Origin of the sequence: Lederbergia citrisecunda (assembly GCF_018343695.1) — a bacterium.
Classification (GTDB): domain Bacteria; phylum Bacillota; class Bacilli; order Bacillales; family Bacillaceae_C; genus Lederbergia; species Lederbergia citrisecunda.
In genome coordinates this window covers 36,783-59,878 of the sequence record NZ_JAGYPJ010000002.1, presented here as the reverse complement: position 1 = coordinate 59,878, position 23,096 = coordinate 36,783, and the positions used below count along the sequence as shown (strand labels likewise).

The 23,096-nt window shown below is 35.0% G+C and carries 18 protein-coding genes; 8 read left to right on the top strand and 10 right to left on the bottom strand.

Annotated features, from left to right (window positions below; all coding sequences use genetic code 11):
* Positions 1-77 precede the first annotated feature (77 nt).
* A complete protein-coding gene (locus tag KHA93_RS22470; RefSeq protein WP_213113154.1) occupies positions 78-248 on the top strand; it encodes an anti-repressor SinI family protein in 171 nt (56 codons plus the stop codon).
* Here KHA93_RS22470 and KHA93_RS22465 read toward each other — a convergent pair.
* The gene (locus KHA93_RS22465) at positions 229-951 is read right to left on the bottom strand and encodes a response regulator transcription factor (RefSeq protein ID WP_213113153.1); all 723 of its coding nucleotides are present in this window, start codon (positions 949-951) and stop codon (positions 229-231) included. The two genes, KHA93_RS22470 and KHA93_RS22465, sit on opposite strands and share 20 nt — an antisense overlap.
* Positions 952-1,229: 278 nt before the next feature.
* On the opposite strand from KHA93_RS22465, the gene KHA93_RS22460 reads away from it, so the two are divergent.
* Complete coding sequence (locus KHA93_RS22460; RefSeq protein WP_213113152.1) at positions 1,230-2,570, top strand: MATE family efflux transporter; 1,341 nt, start codon at positions 1,230-1,232, stop codon at positions 2,568-2,570.
* Between the two features lie 281 nt (positions 2,571-2,851).
* Here KHA93_RS22460 and KHA93_RS22455 read toward each other — a convergent pair whose 3' ends face one another.
* From KHA93_RS22455 to KHA93_RS22435, 5 genes are all read right to left on the bottom strand, one after another.
* Entirely contained in the window at positions 2,852-3,490 is a 639-nt protein-coding gene (locus tag KHA93_RS22455; protein ID WP_213113151.1) for a FusB/FusC family EF-G-binding protein, read from the bottom strand.
* A gap of 289 nt (positions 3,491-3,779) precedes the next feature.
* Positions 3,780-5,510: a sulfate adenylyltransferase gene (locus tag KHA93_RS22450; RefSeq protein WP_213113150.1), complete on the bottom strand. Its 1,731-nt coding sequence runs from the start codon at positions 5,508-5,510 to the stop codon at positions 3,780-3,782.
* A 156-nt stretch (positions 5,511-5,666) separates the two neighbouring features.
* Entirely contained in the window at positions 5,667-8,762 is a 3,096-nt protein-coding gene (locus KHA93_RS22445; protein WP_213113149.1) for a hybrid sensor histidine kinase/response regulator, read from the bottom strand.
* Between the two features lie 381 nt (positions 8,763-9,143).
* Positions 9,144-11,156, bottom strand: coding sequence for a midas domain-containing protein (locus KHA93_RS22440; protein ID WP_213113148.1), 2,013 nt, complete (start codon positions 11,154-11,156; stop codon positions 9,144-9,146).
* A gap of 142 nt (positions 11,157-11,298) precedes the next feature.
* The gene (locus KHA93_RS22435; protein WP_213113147.1) at positions 11,299-11,808 is read right to left on the bottom strand and encodes a GNAT family N-acetyltransferase; all 510 of its coding nucleotides are present in this window, start codon (positions 11,806-11,808) and stop codon (positions 11,299-11,301) included.
* A gap of 171 nt (positions 11,809-11,979) precedes the next feature.
* Between KHA93_RS22435 and KHA93_RS22430 the strand changes: the two genes are divergently transcribed.
* The 5 genes from KHA93_RS22430 to KHA93_RS22410 all read left to right on the top strand — a co-directional run bounded on the left by KHA93_RS22430 (position 11,980) and on the right by KHA93_RS22410 (position 17,043).
* Positions 11,980-13,203: a Bcr/CflA family multidrug efflux MFS transporter gene (locus KHA93_RS22430; RefSeq protein WP_267917778.1), complete on the top strand. Its 1,224-nt coding sequence runs from the start codon at positions 11,980-11,982 to the stop codon at positions 13,201-13,203.
* Positions 13,204-13,303: 100 nt separating this feature from the next.
* A complete protein-coding gene (locus KHA93_RS22425; protein WP_213113146.1) occupies positions 13,304-13,969 on the top strand; it encodes a hypothetical protein in 666 nt (221 codons plus the stop codon).
* Positions 13,970-14,360: 391 nt separating this feature from the next.
* Positions 14,361-14,831: a DinB family protein gene (locus KHA93_RS22420; protein WP_213113145.1), complete on the top strand. Its 471-nt coding sequence runs from the start codon at positions 14,361-14,363 to the stop codon at positions 14,829-14,831.
* A gap of 280 nt (positions 14,832-15,111) precedes the next feature.
* Entirely contained in the window at positions 15,112-15,936 is an 825-nt protein-coding gene (locus tag KHA93_RS22415) for an aldo/keto reductase (protein WP_213113144.1), read from the top strand.
* Between the two features lie 192 nt (positions 15,937-16,128).
* Positions 16,129-17,043, top strand: a complete 915-nt coding sequence (locus KHA93_RS22410; protein ID WP_213113143.1) for a class I SAM-dependent methyltransferase — start codon at positions 16,129-16,131, stop codon at positions 17,041-17,043.
* Between the two features lie 237 nt (positions 17,044-17,280).
* On the opposite strand, the gene KHA93_RS22405 is transcribed toward KHA93_RS22410, so the two are convergent.
* The 4 genes from KHA93_RS22405 to KHA93_RS22390 form a co-directional block, all read right to left on the bottom strand.
* The gene (locus KHA93_RS22405) at positions 17,281-18,543 is read right to left on the bottom strand and encodes a mechanosensitive ion channel family protein (protein WP_432806359.1); all 1,263 of its coding nucleotides are present in this window, start codon (positions 18,541-18,543) and stop codon (positions 17,281-17,283) included.
* Between the two features lie 532 nt (positions 18,544-19,075).
* Positions 19,076-20,185: an anti-sigma factor domain-containing protein gene (locus tag KHA93_RS22400; RefSeq protein ID WP_213113141.1), complete on the bottom strand. Its 1,110-nt coding sequence runs from the start codon at positions 20,183-20,185 to the stop codon at positions 19,076-19,078.
* Positions 20,182-20,937, bottom strand: a complete 756-nt coding sequence (sigI, locus tag KHA93_RS22395; RefSeq protein ID WP_213113140.1) for an RNA polymerase sigma-I factor — start codon at positions 20,935-20,937, stop codon at positions 20,182-20,184. Before sigI ends, KHA93_RS22400 begins: the two co-directional genes overlap by 4 nt.
* Before the next feature lie 84 nt (positions 20,938-21,021).
* Positions 21,022-21,849, bottom strand: coding sequence for a hypothetical protein (locus KHA93_RS22390; RefSeq protein ID WP_213113139.1), 828 nt, complete (start codon positions 21,847-21,849; stop codon positions 21,022-21,024).
* A 621-nt stretch (positions 21,850-22,470) separates the two neighbouring features.
* Here KHA93_RS22390 and KHA93_RS22385 point away from each other — a divergent pair.
* A complete protein-coding gene (locus KHA93_RS22385; protein WP_213113138.1) occupies positions 22,471-23,088 on the top strand; it encodes a DUF47 domain-containing protein in 618 nt (205 codons plus the stop codon).
* Positions 23,089-23,096 lie beyond the last annotated feature (8 nt).

Here is a 23,096-nt window from a genome sequence, read left to right as displayed (position 1 = left end):
AAATCTTTAGAATAATTTGAACGTAACTTATACTATATTCTGTAATATAAGAGTCAAATGAAGTAAGAGGTGATCTTATGGTGCAAATTACTGAGGAAAACTCATTATATCGAGAAGCACAAAAATTACAGCTAGACCAGGAATGGGTTTCATTAATTAAATCAGCTAAAAATCAAGGTTTAAGTATAGATAATGTACGGAACTTCTTAAAAGAAAAAGGCCTAAACGTTAATACAAGTCGGAATTAAACTTATAACCAATGCCTCTTACCGTAGAAATAAACTCTGGTGACGTTGGGTCATCTTCTATTTTTTTTCGTAGATTACTAATATGGACCATAACCGTTCGATGATCTCCAAAACTACTTTCACCCCAAATCATCTGGAAAAGCTGTTCAAATGAAAATACACGATTGGGATTGGCAGCTAACAAACATAAGATTTGATATTCTTTTGTAGACAGGTGTATGTCTTTACCATTAGCCTTCACAGAATAGGATTCTTGATCAATTACGAGTCCTGGATATGAAATAATGGGCTTTCTACTTTGAGAATTATCAAAAGCATCGACTCTTTTATCAAATTGGCGATTTCTGCGTAAATGCGCTTTTACTTTAGCAGTCAAAACCGAAGGACTGAAAGGCTTGGAAATATAATCGTCTCCACCTACTCCAAGACCAACAATTTTATCAATATCATCTTCTTTTGCACTTAAAAATAAAATCGGAACATCACTTTTCCGTCTGATCATTTGACATACTTCCAACCCATCTAATCCTGGCAACATGACATCTAAAATGATCAGATCTGGTTTCTCTTGTTCAAAAATATCCATAACTGTATATCCATTGTCTGCCTCAATTACACGATACCCTGCATCACATAAATATAATTCCAACACTTTACGAATATCATCATCGTCATCAACAATTAATATAGTTTCCTTATTCATGGCTACCCCCTCTTCTCTCTTTTTTTAATAAAGCATACATTAGCAAGAAATGGATATTCATTCCAGTTCTATTTTACCATATTCTTATAAATTACATACTAATTATTGGGAAATTTGTCGTTTAATAGAAAAGGTATAAATGACTAAATACTCAAAGTTCTTCTTGATTTTTAATATATTACATGTGTTATATTGACAATATCAATATAATACATTGAATGTTTTAAAAAATAAGAAGATAACATCTTAGAAAGGGTTTTGGAGTAGTGATAAAGGATATGACAGAAGGTCGGCCACTAAAACAGATTTTTGCTTTTACAGTGCCGATGCTAATAGGGGGATTATTTCAGCAGTTATATAATGTGGCAGACACATTAATTGTAGGGAAATTTGTAGGATCACGTGCCCTTGCGTCAGTTGGTGTTACTGGTTCGACGTTTTTTTTCTTACTTTCTTTAACTCTTGGTCTAACGAATGCTTTTTCCATTGTAATGTCCCAATATTTTGGTGCAAAAAATACGGAAATGGTGAGGAAGACATTAGTTAGCTCCATTTATTTAACAATTTTATGCACAGTTGTTTTAGCAATTGCCGGCATCTTCGGAGCAAGACCACTTATGGAACTTTTGAAAGTGCCTGCAGATATTATTGATGATGCAACACTTTATATTCAAATTTGTTTTGGTGGGAGTATAGGGTTGCTTTTTTATAATGCTGCATCAGCAGTCCTCCGTGCAGTTGGCGACAGTAAAACACCTTTATATTTTTTAATTCTTTCATCTGTACTTAACGTCCTGCTTGATTTACTATTCGTCCTAAGTTTTGGTATGGGAGTCGGTGGCGTTGCCGTGGCTACAGTTATATCACAAGTTGTTTCAGCTTTAATCTGTATCATTTACACTTATACAAAGTTTCCTATCTTCCGTGTGAAGCGTACAGATTGGAGTCCTCATTTTGGTAATATTGGTATGATTTCTAAAATTGGTATTCCAATGGGTTTACAAAGTTTATTACTCTCAGTAGGAGAAATGACTGTAACAGGTGTGGTCAATTCTTTCGGAACGAACGCGGTAGCTGCTTATGCTACTGGAATGAGAGTTCAGCAGTTTGCTACTCTTGCTTTTTTCAATATTTCTCAAGCATTTTCTACGTTTGCTGCCCAAAATTTAGGTGCAAAGAAGTTTTCAAGAATCCAAGATAGCTTTAAAAAGGTTGGACTTATTGTAATTGCATTTACGATCGTTTCTTCAGTTTTGATCATTACATTTGGAGATGTGATCGTTAGACTATTTATCTCTAATCAAGATACTCATCTTGAGGCAATTGTAAAAATGTCAAAAGAAAACTTATTTGCCGGCGCTTGTTTCTTCCCATTTTTAGGACTCATTTGGTTCTACAATAACACTTTGCGTGGAATGGGCGAGGTCGCAATACCTCTATTTTCAGGGATTGTCGAATTAATAGCAAAAGTGGGACTTTCCTTTATATTAGGGATGATGTTCGGCTATATCGGAGTTTGGTATGCGGGGCCAATTGGATGGGCATTAGGGCTAATTCCATCCTTTATTCAATATCATAGTGGCAGATGGAAAAGACAAGCAGAACGGATTGTTGGATGATTGATTTCCATAAATAGACCCACTTCCTATAACAGAGGGCACTGAATAAGTACTTCTTAAATAAAGACAATAATGGACTTACACTCAAATGCAAAAAAAAGCTATAATACCTCATATTCAGATGGAATTATACCTTTTTTTAAGAATAACGATTCCCAATTTTAATAAAAGACTCTTAAATTCACGTTCTGAATTTAAGAGTCTTTTTTGTACAAGTACTTTATTTTCCTGAAAAAATGATAGTTTTCCAGTGCCCTCCCTAAAACGTTGTGGGCTAGTTTCTATGATAACTTTTTAACTAATTCTATAAAATTGTATAGTTTATCTAGAGTCTTTATGTTCTGATTGCATCTCTGACTATCATTGCAAATATAATTACCTCTATTGGTAAACGTTTCTTTCCCACTTTTTACATTTGCCATGAATAATCCTACTTCCTCATGACCATTGCAAACTGAGCAAATTCCTTTTGTTACATTCCTAAATGTTCCGTTTATTCCTACCAGTTTTCCATCGTAATCGAAAACAAGATATTTCCTCTCTGAACGAATATCATACCATCCCAAATATGAAATTTCCTTTAAATCTAATTCCATTGGTGGGAGTTTCAATTTCTTCGCTTTAGGAAATAATTTTTCTATCGTTTTTTCTGATACTGTTCTAAACGGAATCACATAAGGTCTTAACTCATCAAGAAAATGAGTTGCTTGAATATCGCTTTTGATTTCAGGAATTTTTTCGAAAATCTCTCTGTAAAGCTCATATTCCGGGAATAAATTAATTACCTTATCTAGAGAACTATAAGATATTGCTCTAAGAACATCTTGATCTTTTATTGTTGAATATGATTGAACTAAGTGTTTCACTTGAAATTTTATAAAATTATATTGGTCACATCGGATAAAAGGTTTTGTATTCATATGGCTATTCATTTAAGACAGCTCCTTATTTAAAAATTTTCATTGAAATAAGGGGCAAAGCCATCATGATATTAGGCGATGTTATTTCATCTTCTACCTCATGCAAAGAATCGCCTTTTCATAATAGGCTTTGCATGAGACGTTCCAACCCCTGACGCTGATATATTCGTCATGTGATATCACCTCCACCAATTACGTATGTATTATACAACAGATCCCCCATTAGTTGTAAATACAAATATCCGCTAACAGGTTCTGCCAATTAGCGGATATTACTTAAAATTTATTCTTAATCTTTCTTCTCGCTAGGCTCATCACTACCACGATAACGATGGTATGGCAATGTGTTCCAGGATCGATATTTTATATTATCATCGCCCAGTACCTTAGGAATGTCGGAAAGAATCTTTTTCGCCACTTGAAGCTCCCGCTCTGCTTCTTCCTTATCCTGATACATGAATTCATCGGAAGCTGTGGATGGGGCTTGTTTTACTTTTTCCTCCAAATCCTCGATGACCATTTCTTGTTGATGTTTTAGCGCCTCTCGTGCATCGGCCACCCATTCCGGTTGTAAATTACGATTGATATCCCCTACACTACTATACTCTTCAAAAATTTCCCTATAAATACGATCAGCATTAGAACGGACATCCAAATTCGCCATTTCTAAATCGAAATTCGTCAATTCTTCGACTGTCAAAGGAGTCGTCCGTTTCGGTCCGCCAAGTCTAGTTCTATCCAAATAGAATGGGAACATACTGTTTATTGTTTTTCCAACAGGTGAGATAGCGTTACCAACTTCATCAAGCCCTTTAGGCTGAACTCCCTGCATCGCAATACGCGCTGATTCAGGACGGACAATTTCTTTCGGCGGCATTATGCCGTGACGAAGCATCTCGCGAATTCCAGTGCCTGAAATACTCACTCGGTAGCGCTCATCATGTGGACATGATTGTACCGTAGCTGGTGCATCACAGCGGGTGCAATAAAAAACTTCATGGTAAAGACGAACATCGATCCCTAGCTCTGATGGATTAAACTCATCGAAAATTCTATGGCTCGCATACTTATCATAATAATCACCAATTCCTGCATGATCACGGCCAATAAGGGCATGAGTACAGCCATAATTCTTCATAATTAAAGCATGTAAAACCGTTTCCCTTGGACCAGCAAAAATATACGTAACTCTTAGTGGAGCAAGAATGGATCTACCTTTAGGATAATACGTTTCTAAGACACTTTTATAGGCAAGCATGCGAAATTCATGACGAGTATACTCGCGTTTCGCCATCTCTACTAAAGGTTGTAAAAACAATCCATCCACTTCTTCTAGTGCATTCTTATGAATATATTCGTGCCCTCTATGTAAGGGATTTGCTCCTGTGATAAAACCTGCTGTTGAACGAAACTTCTTTTCTTCATAAAATATTCGCCACGTATCTTTAGGCTCTAGTCGAAGTTTCTCAAATGGTCCCCAATTAACTCGACGCAATAACTTAATCGGTCCCCCTAAAGCAGTATCTCCCATCCGCCGATAAATGGCATCGACTCCAGGATGATTGCGATCCGTCGTACCAAAAAGGTGAGATGCACGGAATTCTTTATCGTAATCAAAAATATCCTCTATGTTTAAAATTGCAACAGGTTCATTATTTTCATCAGCTAATGTAACCTCATCACCTATTGAAAGGGACAAAATAACTTCTTTATTACGATTTCCGATTGGAGCAAAACTAAGGGGCGCTGGCCATATTAATCCATTCTTTAATCGACCGCTCGTGAGTACGGAATGATAGTCTTCTTTATTCATAAATCCCTCATTTGGGGACAAAACACCTGTCGCTATCATTTCAAGTGTAATAACAGCTTCCAAATCTACCATGATGGTTGGGAGCTGCTTCGCCCTGATTAATTCTTCCTCCAATTCTTTGCCAGTTACCACTTTATTCACTAATTTTCCGCCATGTGGCTGCTGTGGATAATTGGCAAATGTACTCTTCTCTGTTACATCTAACATTTCTCTTCCTCCCTTGTAAAAACATTGTTTTTCTGCAAGTGATGTCTGAAAAAATGTGTTATATTTCGAATATTAACATAATTTAACGTAAACTTAAACCCTCCAATTAATTATATCGTGGAGGGTTTAATAGATTGCTTAAAGATTTTAATTAATTCATTCGTTAAAATGCAATTTGCTTCCTGTTTTAGGAACAGTGAACGAAATGGTAGTACCTTCTCCCAACTTACTATTGATGATTAATCCTTGGCCAAATAATTGCTTTAATCGACGATCGGTATTGAGAAGACCAATTCCTGATTGTTTGTCTAGCCTTCTGTCTATCAATGGATTGATTGTTTCAAGATTCATTCCTATCCCGTTATCTATTATAGATATCTCTACTTTTTCTTCTTTATCTTTTATGCAAATACAAACTTCCCCACCTTGAATACGTGTCATTAATCCATGGTGTATAGCATTTTCTACAAGAGGCTGAATCGTCAATGGAGGAATGTCTATTTCAATCCCTTCATCTAATTCCCAGACTATACGTAGTCTTTCGCCAAAACGTTCTTTTTGGATAAACAAATATGATCGAACTAGTTCAAGTTCATACGAAAGTGGCGCTACACCATGCGTATTTTGAGAATCAATACTAAGTCGAATATAAGTGGATAGTTCATGGATTAAGGTATCCATTCTATCCAGATTAATTCTACTTAGTGCGGCAATGGAATTAAATGTATTAATGATAAAATGTGGTTTGATTTGAGCCTGCAACCATGCAGCTTCCAAACGCAACCTTTCACTCACGGACTTTTTCAAATTAGTTAGCGATTGCACTCTAGATTTAAGTTCAAGTGCGTTTACCGGTTTCGTTACATAATCATTGGCGCCTACTTGGAATCCAGCTTCTATATCTTCAACTCTGTTATATGCGGTAAGCAGTAATATCGGAAGTTCCAAAATAGAATATTGCTCTCGAATTAGTGAAGTCAGTTCATATCCTGACATATTGGGCATCATTACATCAGCAATGACTAAATCCCATTCACGTCCGTACAGCATAGAAAGAGCGTTCTGACCACTTGTTGTTGTATAAATGTAATACTGGTCCGTTTCAAAAATACTCTCTAGTACTTTCAAATTCACTGGATCATCATCTACAGCTAATATACGAATAGGCAGGAACATCATATTTTGATGGACAGCATCTCTTCTATTATCTAAATCCGATGATACTGCGACTTCTTGTATGGCATTTTGCTGCTTTACACCTTCCATAGGCTCGCTATTAATCTCAACTTCTCGCTGTGTCGAAGTGTTTGATAATTTAAGAGTAAACGTAAAAACTGAGCCTTCACCGAGTGTTGATTGTACTTTCATATTACCGCCATGTAATTCCACAAGTTGTTTACAAATGCTTAGCCCTAATCCAAATCCGCCTTCCATTAAACTAGGAGCTTGTGCGTATAGCTCGAAAACCTTGCTTAGAAAATCTTCATCAATACCAATACCCGTATCACGCACCGAAATTCTTGCCATATTGTCCTTAATGGATGCATGTACCGACACTTCTCCATCATGGGTGTATTTTATCGAATTATAAAGGAGGTTAAACAAAATCTGATTTAATCTATTTTCATCAGCACTAACATACGGGAAATCTTTTGGAACCCGATTGACGAGTTCTATTGGCTTACCTTCTGTCATAAAACGCAGCATGCTCATCACAACTTCTACAACACTATGAAGAGAGACGTCCCGTGTTTGGATCATAATACGGTTTTCCTTAAACCTTTCCAATTCAAGTAAGTCATTAAGTAATAACGACATGTGACGGCCTACCGTATTTATCAATTCCATATCCTGTATACTTTTCTTCCCAAGAGAATCTTTCTCTCTTTCCTTTACAGCTTGTGAAATATTTAAAATGCCATGGAGTGGATTCCGCATCTCATGTGCAACAGTAAGTAAGAATTCATCCTTCTGCTTAGCTGCCTCCTGTAGTTTCTTTGTTAGACTTTGCGAATCATCTAGTACGTGAAAATATTTTTTAAACCAATATGTAGCAAAACAAATAGTCGCGATCATTAAGTCAAAAGGATACGATATCATCTCTATTTGTAATACCATAATAATGACCAGCCATATTAAGCTGCCAATCGCAGCAACCCCGGCCAAAAGTAAAAAGATGCTGTCCTTATCAATCTTTGTTGTGGCCCGATACACTATTAGCAGTGCTAAAAAACATGGAATAAGCATGACTATGGTATATACGAGAGTTAATTTTATATTATATGTAGCCGGTAAAAATAAGATAAGCAACACTAATAAACCGCAAGAGCTTACATAAGGGGTAAACAATTTGGTGCGAAACATTCCAGGTAATTGCTGCCTTATACATTGCAGCAGAAAATACCCCCCAGCAATCGCTGAAAGATAAATAACTTTTATACTCCAATCAAAATTAATAGGAAACCACTCTAATAATAATCGCTCTCCACTTAGCGTTCCTATGACAACACACAGAATCATCAAAGAAAAATATAGTAACCTCTTATCACGATCTCCCACAAGAAATAATATAAAGCTATACAAGGAGTGAATCATATAAATAACACAAGCTATTAAAACGATTCCAGTAGAGAAATTGATATTCTCTCTTAAAGGACCTTCTAAGCCAAATTTCAATGAACGAACGATGCCACCATTAAGGGGATCATCATAGTTTGCAACTTGAATGACGAGATCGATTTCTTCTTCTTTTTCTAAAGGAAGATAGACTGTATATGGTGAGTTCAGCGGTTTGTAGGTTTGCTTTTCTTGCGACGGAGCCCCTGATTGTGCCAGCAACTTTCCATTTACATATATTTCTGACGAATTACTGATATTTAGAATACGAATCCCGTATGTTTTTCCTTGCAATGGATCAACTTTTATTCTTAAACGATACGAGCCAAAACCATACGTACTGGATGAGTCACCGGAACCCTTCCAATTATGTGGAACTTGGACGTATTCTCTTTTTTCGTTGGTAGAGTGGAGTTCATCATTATCTTGTATGATAAACAATCCAGGATAATACTCCCATTCTCCATCTAGTGGTATCGAATATTCGGTAATTGATTCCCAATTACGCAAATCCAATTCTCCATGTAAAGCACGTGGATGTGCTGGAACCGTATAAAAATTAAGCCAAAGCAAACGAAAAAATGTAAGAATTACCAAAAATGCTGTTACAATAAAAATAATTTTTCTAATAGACATGTTTCATTTTCCCTTTAAGAATTCCGATATCTTTTCAAGATATGAAATAATATTGATAAATTTTTATTTTCTGATCAGTTCGGTTTATTTTTATTATAGCATGATTCAAAGCTTGAAAATTTCTACATCGATTTATAAAACTAATGCTCCATGAAAAAGACGAGAAAATACTTCGCTGCGTCTGTACTTGTAGATACAATAACACTGGTTAAAATCGATGAATGTACAGGTATAGTGGTATTCGTAGTTAAATGGCAACAAATTTACAAACAAATAAACGATAGCTGAACAAATAAGCATTCTAAATAAAATGTTTTTACTCTTTTCTTTCATCATGAAAAAGAGGAGAAAAATTCTCCCCTTTTACTTAATATATTGTTGTTAATTTACTCTCTTTATTATCAACAAGGCTATGCTCTCTTCATTTGGAGATAGAATAACAGCGTCGTTTGTAATGTTTATCAAATGTAGATCTGTAGGAACGTTATGAACATTTATGGCTATTTCCCCTGAATCTATATGGTAACCATTACCAGTTCCACTGTAATAACTTGATGGAGAAATAAGATTGTCATTAGCATTAACAGAAAAATGGGCAAGTTCATCTGATAATACATAATAGGAGATATGATAATCACCAGGCTCATGAACCTTCAATTTCCCAGCATAATCATATTGGAAATCGTTTTGTCTTTCTTCTTTAAACCAGACTTTATCAAAATGAACTGTTTCCAAATCGTCTACTAATTGGCCTATATCTCCTGACGAAACTAAAATTGCATCCGCATTAATAAGATAATCTTGTATTTGCGGATAGTTCTTCCTAATTAGATGATTCAATTTATTAAGCCGCAAATCATTGCGCTTATTAGGATCATTTGTTTCAGTTAGATCTACCATTTCTATTTCCAAAGCAAGTTCATTAGATTCGGGTTCTTCTTGAATCGGATCGATTTCAATTTCTGCCTCTTCAACTGGTTCGACTTCCGGTCCTGATTCATCTTCCTCAACTAGATCAACTCCCGGTTCTAATTCATCTTCTTCAAATAGGTCGATTTCCGTTTCTAATTCATCTTCTTCAACTAGCTCGATTTCTGATTCTAATTCATCTTCTTCAACTAGCATGATTTCTGATTCTAATTCATCTTCTTCAAATAGGTCGATTTCCGTTGCTGGTTCATCTTCTTCAAATAGGTCGATTTCCTGTCCTGATTCTTCTTCTTTAAATAGGTCGATTTCCTGTCCTGATTCTTCTTCTTCAAATAGATCGATTTCCTGTCCTGATTCTTCTTCTTCAAATAGGTCAATTTCCGTTCCGGATTCTTCTTCTTCAAATAGGTCAATTTCCTGTCCTGATTCTTCTTCTTTAAATAGGTCAATTTCCTGTCCTGATTCTTCTTCTTCAAATAGGTCGATTTCCTGTGATGATGATTCTTCTTCAAATAGGTCGATTTCCTGTGATGATGATTCTTCTTCAAATAGGTCGATTTCCTGTGATGATTCTTCTTCAATTAAATAGATTCCTTCTGAGGAATCTTCCTCTTGAATGAGGTGGTTATTCTGTTCTGGTTCATCTTCATGAATCAGATCAATTTCCTGTGCAGATTCGTTATCTGGAACTGGCTTAATTTTCTGCGTGAATTCATCTTCTTTAATCGATTTCATATATTGGAGGATTTTCTTTTTTGAAACGTGTTTGATACCCTTCTTAGATCTATCTTTTTGAATGAATTTACTATCCTGCATTTGAGTTAAGTAACTTTTTTGAGTAGGCTCTATATCACCTGAGGGACTACAGGTGCAAGCTACTTGGCAGTTACACTTAGGTCTTCTACCATTTGTAGCTTCAAAATAATCATGGACTTCATCTTGAATGTTGCATTCTGGTTCTAACATATTGGACGCTATCATGAATTCAATAGGGACGATATCCATATTTGGGATTTTTTCAAATTTTATATCGTTTAAGATAATTTCATAGTTAGATACTAAAACTGAACATTTTGACATACAATCGTTGTTTTGAATAACAAAGGTGTTACAACAGAAGAGTAGTTTTATAGGTGCTTTTTTATTAGAATGACTGGATGGGATAATACGAAAATTGCTTATTTCTGACTTTAATTTGGAATTAGGAGGAATAATAATTGAAATATCTTTTGTCTGATGGATTTTTAGTTTTTTAGACTTATAACAATCGCCATTGCTTTTAACATATATTTCAATGAATCCACATACAGAAACAGTTATATGTGGATAGAGTTTTTCCTGAATAACATCCGAATGGTCTAATCTACATTTCAAATCTCCTTGAATATTGAAAATACACTCGCTTGAATGGGCTTTTATCTCTGTTTTCTCAAAATCATTTATTCGATCTAAAGCTTTATCCATTATAAATATGTCACCTCCATGAAAAGCTGATGAAAAAACAGGCTTTTGCTCATATCTTACGAAGGCGTTTGTCAATTTGTATAGGCAACATATCCAAAAATGATAAATATTACTTAATTAATATTATATAAATACAGGTGGGTCAAGGTATTTTTCCAACCCATATAAGATGATGCTCCCCTTTGCCCCAATAGTCCACAAGTACGAATGATGGTTTTCCTAATACTTGTTTCCAATATTGTTGAGAACTTAAAAAACCTGCATCTAGATAAAATTGCACTTGGCCAAGACGAGCCAATTCTTTTTTTATCTGTTGGGACATATATTTACCAATGCCTTGCCGTTGGAAGCTGGGAAGTATGTATACACAAGAAACCTCATATTGATTTTGAACTGTACTAATATTTTCGGTTATGAATTGGTTAGGTTTTGTTAGTGCAATTGAACCCACAATTCGATTATTAATCTCCACTACAAAAAAAAGCGAATCACCATTTATCAAGCTCTCTTGTACAATTCGATTTAATCTTTCAACTTCATCAATAATAAGATTAGATTCCTTTTTTTCTCGAGTGATTAAATCTGTTAAGCAACTTCGAAATAAATGATCTAACTCTACAATATCTCTTTCTTCAATTTTTCTAAAACGCATAAAATCCCCTCACGGATAACTTTTTTTATCTATCATAATATAAGTCTCTTCAATCACCAAATTATGTTAAATAGCTACATACTATTGTATAATAAATAACAATTGAGAAAGACATTGAACATTTCCTCTCTTTTATTAGTCAAATGTATTGATAAGGAACGGTGCATATATTTGAAATCAAAAGCGAATCAACGATTAGGGTTAGTCTTGCTACTTGGAACGCTGGCAGCTATGGGACCACTAACTATCGATATGTATTTACCTTCGTTTCCAACAATAGCAACCTATTATGGTACAAATGCTTCTCTTGTGCAATTTAGTTTAACAGCGTGCTTGCTCGGACTTGGACTCGGACAGTTAATTATTGGACCGATGAGTGATGTTAGAGGTAGAAGACAGCCATTGATCATTTTTTTATCTTTGTACTTTATTGCTTCTATCGCATGTGCATTTGCACCTAATATTTACATATTTTTAGCCTCACGGTTTACACAAGGATTTTCAGCAGCGGCCGGGATTGTCATTTCACGGGCTATTGTACGTGATTTATATAGCGGAAAAGAGCTTACAAAATTCTTTTCATTACTGATGCTTATCAACAATCTTGCACCAATTTTAGCGCCCGTTGCAGGAGGAATTATTCTTAAGCTAACGGAATGGAATGGTGTATTCATTGCTTTAAGTGCAATTGGTGTTTTGCTAGTTTTTTCAGTATCTATGAAGCTTAATGAAACACTTCCAGTACAAAATAGAGTACCGAGTAATATTGGGCAAACGTTTAGAAACTTCCAATCTCTCATTTTTGATAGACAATTTGCTGGCTATGCACTTGCTCAAGGTTTTACTGTCGCCGGTATCTTTGCCTATGTATCTGGAACTCCTTTTGTATATCAGAATATATATGGGGTTTCTCCGCAAATATTTAGTATATTATTTGGGATGAATGGGTTAGGCATCATGATGGGTACACAAATAGTCGGAAGGTTATCGGATTATATTTCCGAAACGAGATTTTTAAAAGCGGGATTATTTATGTCTAGTATTGCTAGCATCTCATTATTAACAGTTTTATTATTTAAGGGTCCACTTTTTGCAGTAGTTATTTCACTCTTCTTTTTTGTTTCTTCCATTGGTGTCATTTCTACTTCATCTTTTTCATTGGCAATGGAATCGCAAGGTCATATCGCTGGTAGTGCAGCGGCATTACTCGGTTTACTTCCGTTTATTTTGGGCTCTATTTCTGCACCTCTAGTCGGAATAGCCGGTGAAAATACAGCCTTGCCAATGGGAATTATTATTTTTACAGCAAGTTCACTCGCCCTACTGTCTTATTATGGGTTAGCGAGCCGAAGGTCAAAAGTTCATAGAAAAATAAGTCAAGTAAACTCGTTATAATTGAACGAGTTTATTTTATATTAAGGACAATCACCTAAATGTATGAATTGGAATATATTAGTATAAAAACTAATTTATAGATTTAGGGAGAGAATGTAGAATGTTCTACTTTCGAAATACATTACCTACTTATACGCAACCCATTTACTGGGGACCAATTTCACAATATACGGCACCTGTACGATATGTTTTAACAAAAACAGCTACTATTCCAAGCACCCAATTAATCCGGAAAAATGTCGTTGATTTTATCAGTATGAATCGCCTCCTTTGGGAAGAACATGTCAACTGGACGAGAATGACCATTATTAGCATAGTTTTTAATTTGCCTGATTTACAATTTGTACAAGAACGGCTGTTGATGAATGCTACCGACATGGGAAATTGTCTAAGACCTTTTTATGGCAATCAAATTGCAGATCAATACGCGATGCTTATAAAAGAACATTTGATTTTGGCAGCCGAATTAGTAACTGCATCTGTAAAAGGGGATACCAAAACAGCAGCCGAAAAGAATAAACAATGGTATCGGAACGCAGATGATATCGCAGCATTTTTAAGCAGCATTAATCCTCATTTAGGTAAAGAAGATGTAAGAAAAATGTTTTATATGCATTTAGATTTAACTAAAGATGAAGCGGTCAAAATGATTCAAAGGGATTATAAGTCCGACGTCGCAATATTTGATAAAATTGAGGCGCAAGCTTTAGGAATGTCAGATATGATAGCTGAAGCAATCGTGAAACAATTTCCAAATAGATTTTAGCAGTTTGAAATGGAACCATGGTTTTGATGGTCTATTCTCACACGTTTTTTTATGGTAAAGGGCGGTAATATGATGATTGGTGACCTTTACCATGATTTTTTCCACATCACTGGTCACCAATACCTCGATTGGTGACCTTCATCATGTTTTTTCCCTGGGCCATAGGTCACTAATATGACGCTTGCTCCATTTACCATCACTTTTTTCCGTAACAGGAAGGATCACAACTCTAAAAAAGTGGTATCTACTTTTTCTTAAAAAATACATAACAACTTATCCTCTCTTCCGGTCAACTAATCTCTTCAAATGAACTAAATAAGACTACCATTTGGACATGTTTATCTCCTATTAGCTATAATTGAAACGAATTTAATAAAAAGGAGTGTTCAGAGTGTACCGAAAAGTGGAAGACTTTATGAGAGATTGGAATGTTGCTTCTGCTGCAACTTTAAATGTAATGAAAGCAATGACCAATAATAAGCTGGATCAATCCATTGCCGAAGGTCATAATAGCCTTGGATGGTTGGCTTGGCACTTAGTTGGTGCTGCAGATGCATTTGGTCATTTTGCAGGACTGGACGTACCTGGTCCTAGCCAAGATCATCCTGTTCCTAATGATGTAGTAGAGATAGTTGCTGCATATGAAAAAATCATTAGTTCCTATAAAGAAGAAATTCCAAAACTTACTGATGAATCCTTACTTGAAGAAGTAACAGGATTTGGTCGTCCGTTACCACGTGGGGCACTTTTACGCTCTTTAATCGATCATCAAACGCACCATCGTGGACAAATGACCGTTTTACTTCGTCAAGCAGGCTTAACTGTACCTCCTGTCATGGGACCAACAAAAGAAATGCAATGAAAAGCAGTGTTTAAAGCACATCTAGGTAAAGTTTTAGATTTCACTGCATACATATATGTAAAAATCTGAATGTATGAAAAACTGTTTTCCTGCACAAAGGATTATTCGCTTTGACTTTATGTTGGGATTGCTACAACTTTTTTAATTTTATTTTTAAAATAATGATCATAAGTCCATCCACAAGCACTCTTTGTGGGTGGATTTCCAACTATGTATTATAATTCAAATTCTCCAAAATCTGTGATAGACTTTGGTAAAACGATTGAAAGGAAGCGATTCCATGAAATACATAACATTAAACAACGGTATACGAACGCCACAACTTGGCTATGGGGTATGGAAAGTACCTAATGAGGAAGCTGCAACTGCAGTAGAACAGGCACTCGAAACGGGGTATCGTTTAATTGACACCGCCATGATTTATAGGAATGAACTTGGTGTTGGAGAGGCGCTTGCTAAGAACACCGTTCCTCGTGAGGAATTGTTCATAACTACAAAAGTTTGGAATGCGGATCAAGGTTATGAAAATACATTAAAAGCTTTTGATGAAAGCTTAGAAAAACTAGGGCTCGATTATGTTGACCTCTATTTAATTCACTGGCCAACTCCGAAATTCGATCAATATGTAGACACATACAAAGCATTGGAAAAAATCTATAAAGACGGACGTGCAAAAGCAATTGGCGTTTGCAACTTTGAGATTGAACATCTCGAACGAATCATGAATGAATGTGAAGTAGTGCCTGCTGTCAACCAAGTAGAGTGCCATCCTTATTTACAGCAGAAAGAATTAAAGGAATTTTGTAAAAAACATGGGATCTATTTAGAAGCATACAGTCCGCTTATGAACGGAACGAAAGTGTTAGAAGATCCAGTCATAATAGAATTAGCGGAACAATACGGAAAAACGCCTGCGCAAGTCATTCTTCGCTGGCAGCTGCAAACCGATGTCATTGTGATCCCAAAAACAGTCACGCCTTCACGCATGAAAGAAAATATTGATCTCTTTGATTTTGAATTAACCGAAGCAGACATGGACAAAATTGCAGCTTTGGATCGTGGCGAGCGCCATAATTCCGATCCAAATGAAATGCATGTTCGGTAAACAGAAAAGAGAAAAAGCTAAGGGAATGGTGGCTGACTAACGAAAAGAGATAGTTGATAATATTGAAAGCCACAACTTGACAAAATAATTTATTTATGTTATAATTTACAATTAAAATTATTGTGTTTATAATAGGATTCTCCTGGCCAGGGGGAATCCTATTTTTGTTTTTAAATGAAGGAGTGTACTCTTATGAAAAAAGGCGAATCCAGTGTGACTTCATTAGTTTCTGCTTTTACAAGAGCTTATCATAGTCAAAATGATAGGCCGATTATCTTTAATGACTTTATGGCCGAAAGATTAATTTCTAAGAAAGAATTTAATGACATTAAAGAAAACATGGTACAAGGTATTCACTTCTTCAACAAAGATATTGCAGAAAAATATAAAGGGAATACAGAAGAAATATTAAAATGGATTACTCAAGTTCAACTATCACCAACTCCACTAGCACGTGCAGCTTATTGCGAAATGGTACTAGAGAATGAAATAAAGTTAGGAGTAACACAATATGTTATACTCGGTGCCGGATTAGATACATTTTGCTTCCGTCACCCAGAATTGGACAGTATTCTAGAAATATACGAAATTGATTACCCAGCCACACAAGATTTTAAAAAGAATAGATTAGAAGAAACAAACTTCAAAATACCGGGTAATCTTCATTTCATTCCAATGGATTTCACTAAGAAGTATTCCATTCAACAATTAATCGATCAAGGATTTGAGAATCAAAAAACATTTTTTAGTCTTTTAGGTGTTTCCTATTATTTAACGAAGAAAGAATTATCAAGCTTGATCGATCATGTATTTGCGACGGTACCTTCGGGCAGTTCCATAGTTTTTGATTATGCAGACGAAAATCTTTTTGATGAAAAAGGAATTTCTAATAGAGTAGAAAACATGGTTAAAATGGTTGCAGCTGGAGGAGAGCCGATGAAATCGAGTTTTTCATATTCCGAAATTGAGAGTATGTTAGAAAACTCGGGTCTTCTTATTTACGAACATTTATCGCCAGAGGAAATTAATGAGCTTTATTTTAAAAATCGAAATGATTATTTAACAGCATTTGAAACCATTCATTACGTATATGCTGTAAAAAAATAGTTTCCTTTAACGAGATAACCGATAATAAAAAGACCTTTTGTATTGATACACTTATTTACAAAAGGTCTTTTCTTTACATGATATTGTTTTATTTTTTTCCGAAAATAACTCTTTGGAATAATATGTTTTACAGTAATAGGGTAAGGGTATAACTACTCAAATAACGAGGAAGTTTAATTAATTATACTAAAGTATTTTCTTTCATTTACTACAAATGTCATGATTGCTAGTATTCATTTATGGGGTACTGTCACCTTTCATAAATCGATTTTCCTCTAATACATTTCTAAAATCATACCCTGTTGGATTTTGGAAAATTCTAAGTCCGAATTCAGGTGCTACCGCAAAGAGATGGTCAAAAATATTTGATTGTACTGATTCATACACTACCCACCTGACATCATTCGAAAATGCATAAACTTCTAATGGCAAACCATGCTCTGTTGGCTCCAGTTGTCTAACCATTTGTGACATTTCCTGATTAATTCCAGGATGGTTCTTTAAGTAATTTGTAATATAGGCCCTAAAGACACCGATATTCGTCATGCCCCTTCCGTTCACCTTGTTATTTCTATTTATTTCATGATTCGTATTATACTCTTCTATTTCTCTTTCCTTGCTAATAATATAATCCCTAAGATAATGGATGTTTTTAAATTTCTCAATCATGTCTTCAGTGCAAAAGGTGATACTGTTTGTATCGATAAAAATAGGCCTCTTTATCCGTCGACCACCTGAAGTTTGCATGGCCCTCCAGTTTTTAAAAGAGTCAGATATAAGGGCATAGCTAGGTACTGTCGTTATGGTTTTATCAAAATTTTGAACCTTTACGGTGTTTAAAGAAATTTCAATGATGTCTCCATCTGCACCATATTTAGGCATCTCAATCCAGTCACCCACCCGAACCATATCATTCGCAGTCAACTGAATGCCAGCTACAAGACCTAATAACGAATCTTTAAAGATTAGCATGAAGACAGCTGATAGTGCACCAATACCACTTAAAAGAATGACTGGACTCTCACCCATCAAGGCAGCAATAATGATAATTCCGCCGATGATGAAAACAATAATTTTTACGACCTGAATATATCCTTTTATTGGTTTAATCTTAGATATTTCATAGGTCCTATAAATATCATCAATTGCGTTTAAAAAGCTATCTATTATCGTCAGTACGACAATGATGATATATGTAATGGCTCCCTTTACGATCCAATGTTGATGACTAGGAAAGGTCGACGAAAAGTAATAAATAATGAGTGCAGGAACAATATGGGATAACTTGCGAAAAATTTTCCTTTCCAATATAATATTGCCCCATTTGAAGTTCGTTTTTTTAACGTAATGATTGATGATCCTAATAAAGATCTTCTTCGTAATAAAATTAGCCACTATACAAAGTAGTGCAATAATAAGAATTTGGATAATTACAGCTACATAATCAGCAATATGAGCATCCATACCATATTCAACAAGCTGCTTGTGAATTGATTTCACGATTTCCACCTTCATTGTATGTAATTTCTTTACTCTAAGATTATCACAGGAGAAAGTTCTATACACCTAACTCTTACTTTTTACAAAATAATATATATTCGATTAGTGTAGCAGCAAATTCAACATTTTCACAACGGAAAAAACTGAGTTGGGGACCTTCATTTTCTGATATGAGAGTAGGACTTCCTAGAGATAGGTTATGAGGCAAAGAACTTGTATATGATTTTAACTAAACAAGACCCTCGGAAAAAGAAGAACGCGACGAGATAGCTAAAAAGCTATTCGGTAAAATCAGCCAATCTTTTGGATAGAGCCTGTAAGGTATACCCTGAAATACTAGAAAGGTACGATATGTAATATAAATCTTTAGATAAAGAGCCTACATATGTTAATAAAATATCAATATTGGGGACTGTCCTCCTTTACAGAACAGTCCCCACAGATTATTTTTCCATTTTCCATTAAAATCCAGTAGCAACAACAATGATTCTTTAAGTCGTATTCATATTTAGGGAGCTAAACTGACGATGGATCACGGTTTCTTATCTTTACTTGATTTATTTTCTTCTCCTTTAGATGAGGAATCCTGTTTTTTCTTATTCCCTTTGTTCTTCTCTGCAGAAGGATTAGTAGACTGCTCCTTCTTATTCGAAGGATGCTCGGAATCTTTAGCTTTATCTTTTTTAGGATTATTCCTTTTTTCTTTTGTAGTATTAGAATTATTAGGTTTTTTGTTTTCTCCTTGATTCTCACTTGCTGGATTTCGAAAATCTGATTTCTTATTCGGTTGTTTCGAGAATTCTTGGTTTTTCTGCTGTTTTATTGGCGGTAGCTTCTTTTCTTGTTCTTTTTCCAGATTTTTAGATTTTGATATTTGCTCTTGCTTTTCCTTTTGTTGTATAGGATCTTGATCTGTCTTCTGATTATTAGAATCTATTTGTATCTCTTTTTCAACTTCAGCAGAAGATTCCTTTAATTCCGGCTCAGGCACTTGCTGATTACTTTTTTTATATTCATGAACGGACATTTGCTGTTTATTTGCGGTCAATCTGTCTTCAAATGTACTTTCGTTAACTTCTAAGGTCATTTTTTTATATGTCTTTTGAACATCACTTACAACACTTTCCACAATTTCGTGTACTAAAGGTTTTTTCTCGTCGTTAGGAAAAATCGTTGTAATCATAACTTGTACTTCACTAGGATTCGTTGATAAATCCTTTATAGCACTCTCTAATACATCACGTAAAGGTTGCCCTTTCCACTTATCAAAGCTATTCTCCAATTCTGAAGACGATTCTTTCAAATGGCGCAAGGAAACAACATTACCTTTCTCATCGACCCCAAACTCCATTGCCTCGTCTGTATCTAGTTGTACATAAGCCAGCACAGTATTCATATTCGGCAACAAGAATGACACGGAAAAAAAGAGAAGCATTGCTGCAATCATAACAGCTCCAAAAAATGCTGGTTTTCCTTTTCTACGGAATAGAAAAGGCCAATAGACTTGATGAAATTCAACTTCATCTCCTATATCTGTTTTTTCTTTCATCGGAATTCCTCGTAAAAATTCCCCTTTATCTGTTAAAAAGATAGAATAATGTTTTTTCTTTTCACAAACAATGCCTCTTTTCTTCCACATCATAAAAGTTCCTCTCTAATGAATTCCTTTAGACATACGAAGTTACTGTTCATTAGCAATGTAACCGCCACTATATATTTTCTGTGTCGTTCAATCGTCTTTCTTGATACGTTGGTAATGGATGTAAGCTCATTTATTGGTAGCCTTTTCTTATCGATAAGATAGTAATAAAAATCGGGTGTTGAAGAAATGATTTGTGCGATTTTAAAAGCTATTTTTCTTGAATCATCATGTTTGGGTGAGGATATAACTAACTCTTGGAACGACAAGCCAAATTCCTTAAGAACCTGTGAATATTCCTTAATCTCTTCACGACGTTCTGCTGCTTGCTGTTCTTTTAAAAATGAGGATATCGACATTTCGTTGAACACATAATGTTGAGGATCTGCACCTGTTTCCCTATCTTCATCATTTAATAACAATAATTCTTCATTTCTTCTTGATTCTTTGCGCATATAATCAATAAGACGTCGTTTTATAATTAAATGTGAAAAAGTCTTCAATGAAGTCTTTTCGTCAGGATTAAATTGTAAAATAGCTTCATAGAAGCCTTTTAAAGCTACACTAAATTCATCATCATGCTCATTAATAAATCGTTTACAGACAATTGAAGCTGTTTTTTTCATAAACGGAGTATAAGCGATGAGAAGTTCGTTCATGATCTTCTCATCGCCTTTTTTTGCCTTCAATACAAGCTCTTTCAATTCTGTATCGGCCCTATTATTGAATACTCCTTGTATGATAGACAAAAGCATTGGTATCTCTCCGTTCTTTCCATATCAACACTCATCTTAATTGTTAAGGCTGCATTGAAAATTGAAAAGCTGTTTTCTGGAATATTAGTTCGTTTTTCCATTCTTTTGCTTTTGTTCTTTTCCCGCTTTTCGTTCTGTTTTTTGCGCTTCACGTTCTGCTTTTTGAGTATTTCTTAACTCTTTTCTTTGTTCGGCATGCTTTTTATTCAATTGAGCTTGTGGAGCTTTTACCTTATTTTCCTTAGTAGCCTTTTCTTGTTTAATTGGTGATTCAGCTTTAACGGTTTCTTCTTTTACTTCAGTTTGCTTTGGTTCTTTAGTTTGCTTTGACTCAGCTTTCGATTGCTTGTTCTCCCATCTTTCAACTGAACGTTCCATATTACGCTTAATAGCAGCTTTTGCTTTTGGATTTTTCACATTTTCGTAAGCTTTTCCAAGAGCAGCTAGATTACCAGCCTTATAACCTTCTGGTGTAGCTGGAAGTGTATTTTCTTCCGTTTCAGTTGCTCCATCTTCTACTTCGCCTTCTTCTTCTTGGTCGACTTCATCTTCGCCAGCTTCGTCCTCTACTTCCCCTTTATCAGAGTCTTCTACTGATTCGTCATCATTCTCTTCATCTTCTTTATCAGCATCTACTACTGTTTCATCTTCATTTTCTTGATCAGAATCATTAACATTTTCGTCTGCTTCATTCTCTAGCTCTTCGTTAACAGTTTCATCATCTGAATCTATTTCATCAATCGCTACATTTTCCTCTTTAGTTACTTCCACTTCTTGTGATTCCTCAGCCACATACTCTGTAGAATCTTTTTCAAAAGAATCTAATCCATTTGCCCATGCATAACCTGTTCCAGTTACTGTAAAACCTGCAATAAGTAGAGCTGCTCCAGTTTTCTTCAATTTCTCTTTCATCTTTCATCACCTCGTCAATTTTTGTCCTTTTTTGTAGACATCTAGTTATTCGAAAAAACTATCAATTTTTAAGGGGTCTATAAAAAAATAGATCTTTTTAACTAGTCATTAAAATGAAAAATAACAAGACTTTGACTTCTAACTGAGCACTAATCTTGTGACTAGGGTTCTTGTTTTTTTCTATAGAAAAATGTTAGCACTTATCTGCAAAAGCAAAATAGGTCTTTGGAACTTTTTTATTTTCTAGGAAATTTCATTATTAACGTTAAAAACTCAATAATATATTATAGTGAAAATCTTCATAAGAATGCATCGTGTCAGACGCTTCACTTTCTAGGATATCTAATGGGTTATCAACTACTCCGCGTTAATGACTACCAATGATATATCTTTCAGTTTTAAGGAATAATATTCTATTTTTTGCTCCAATTAGAAAACGTAATAAAACATTGTAAAACATCAGCGAACAATACCAATTCTTTTTGTACATAGTGAAAGTATGAAGAAGGAAGAACTCCCCCTTTTGTAAAGATTATGTAAATGTTTCGTTAAGAATATGTTTTATTTCGACAAATTACGCTATCATTAGAGAACTTGTGTTTATTTAAGGGGGTAACCAATATGTTTAAGAAAAAAGAGGACCAATTTTCGATTCATTTGACTAATATCTCTTCTAACTTAATGGAAAGTATGAATTATTTTCTAGATTATAAGTTAACCAATTTAGAAGACTTGAAAATTTTCTCAGAAAAAATGAAGGAATATGAAAAGAAGGGAGATTCACTCTGTCATCAAGTAATAATAGACTTAAATAATGTGTTCATTACACCCATTGAACGGGAAGATATTTTAGCTCTAGCCATGAATATGGATGATGTCTTAGATGGACTTGAGCAGACAGCAGCGTTATTTGATATGTATTCTGTGACAACTGCGGATGTTTATATGCTTCAGTTTGTTGAGGCAATCCAGAAATGTGTGATTGAAATTGATAAAGCCATTAATTTATTATCCAAAAAGAACCTCCCACTAATTAGAGAAAATGCGATAAAAATTAAAGACTATGAATCTCAATGTGACGCGATTTTACGGGTTTCGATTAAGAATTTATTCGAAGTCGAAAAAGACCCTATACGCATTATACAGTATAAGGAAATTTACGAAGAACTTGAGGAAGTGGCTGACTTCTGTCAGAGTGTCGCTAATACATTTGAAGCCATTATTATGAAAAATGCGTAAGGAGTAAA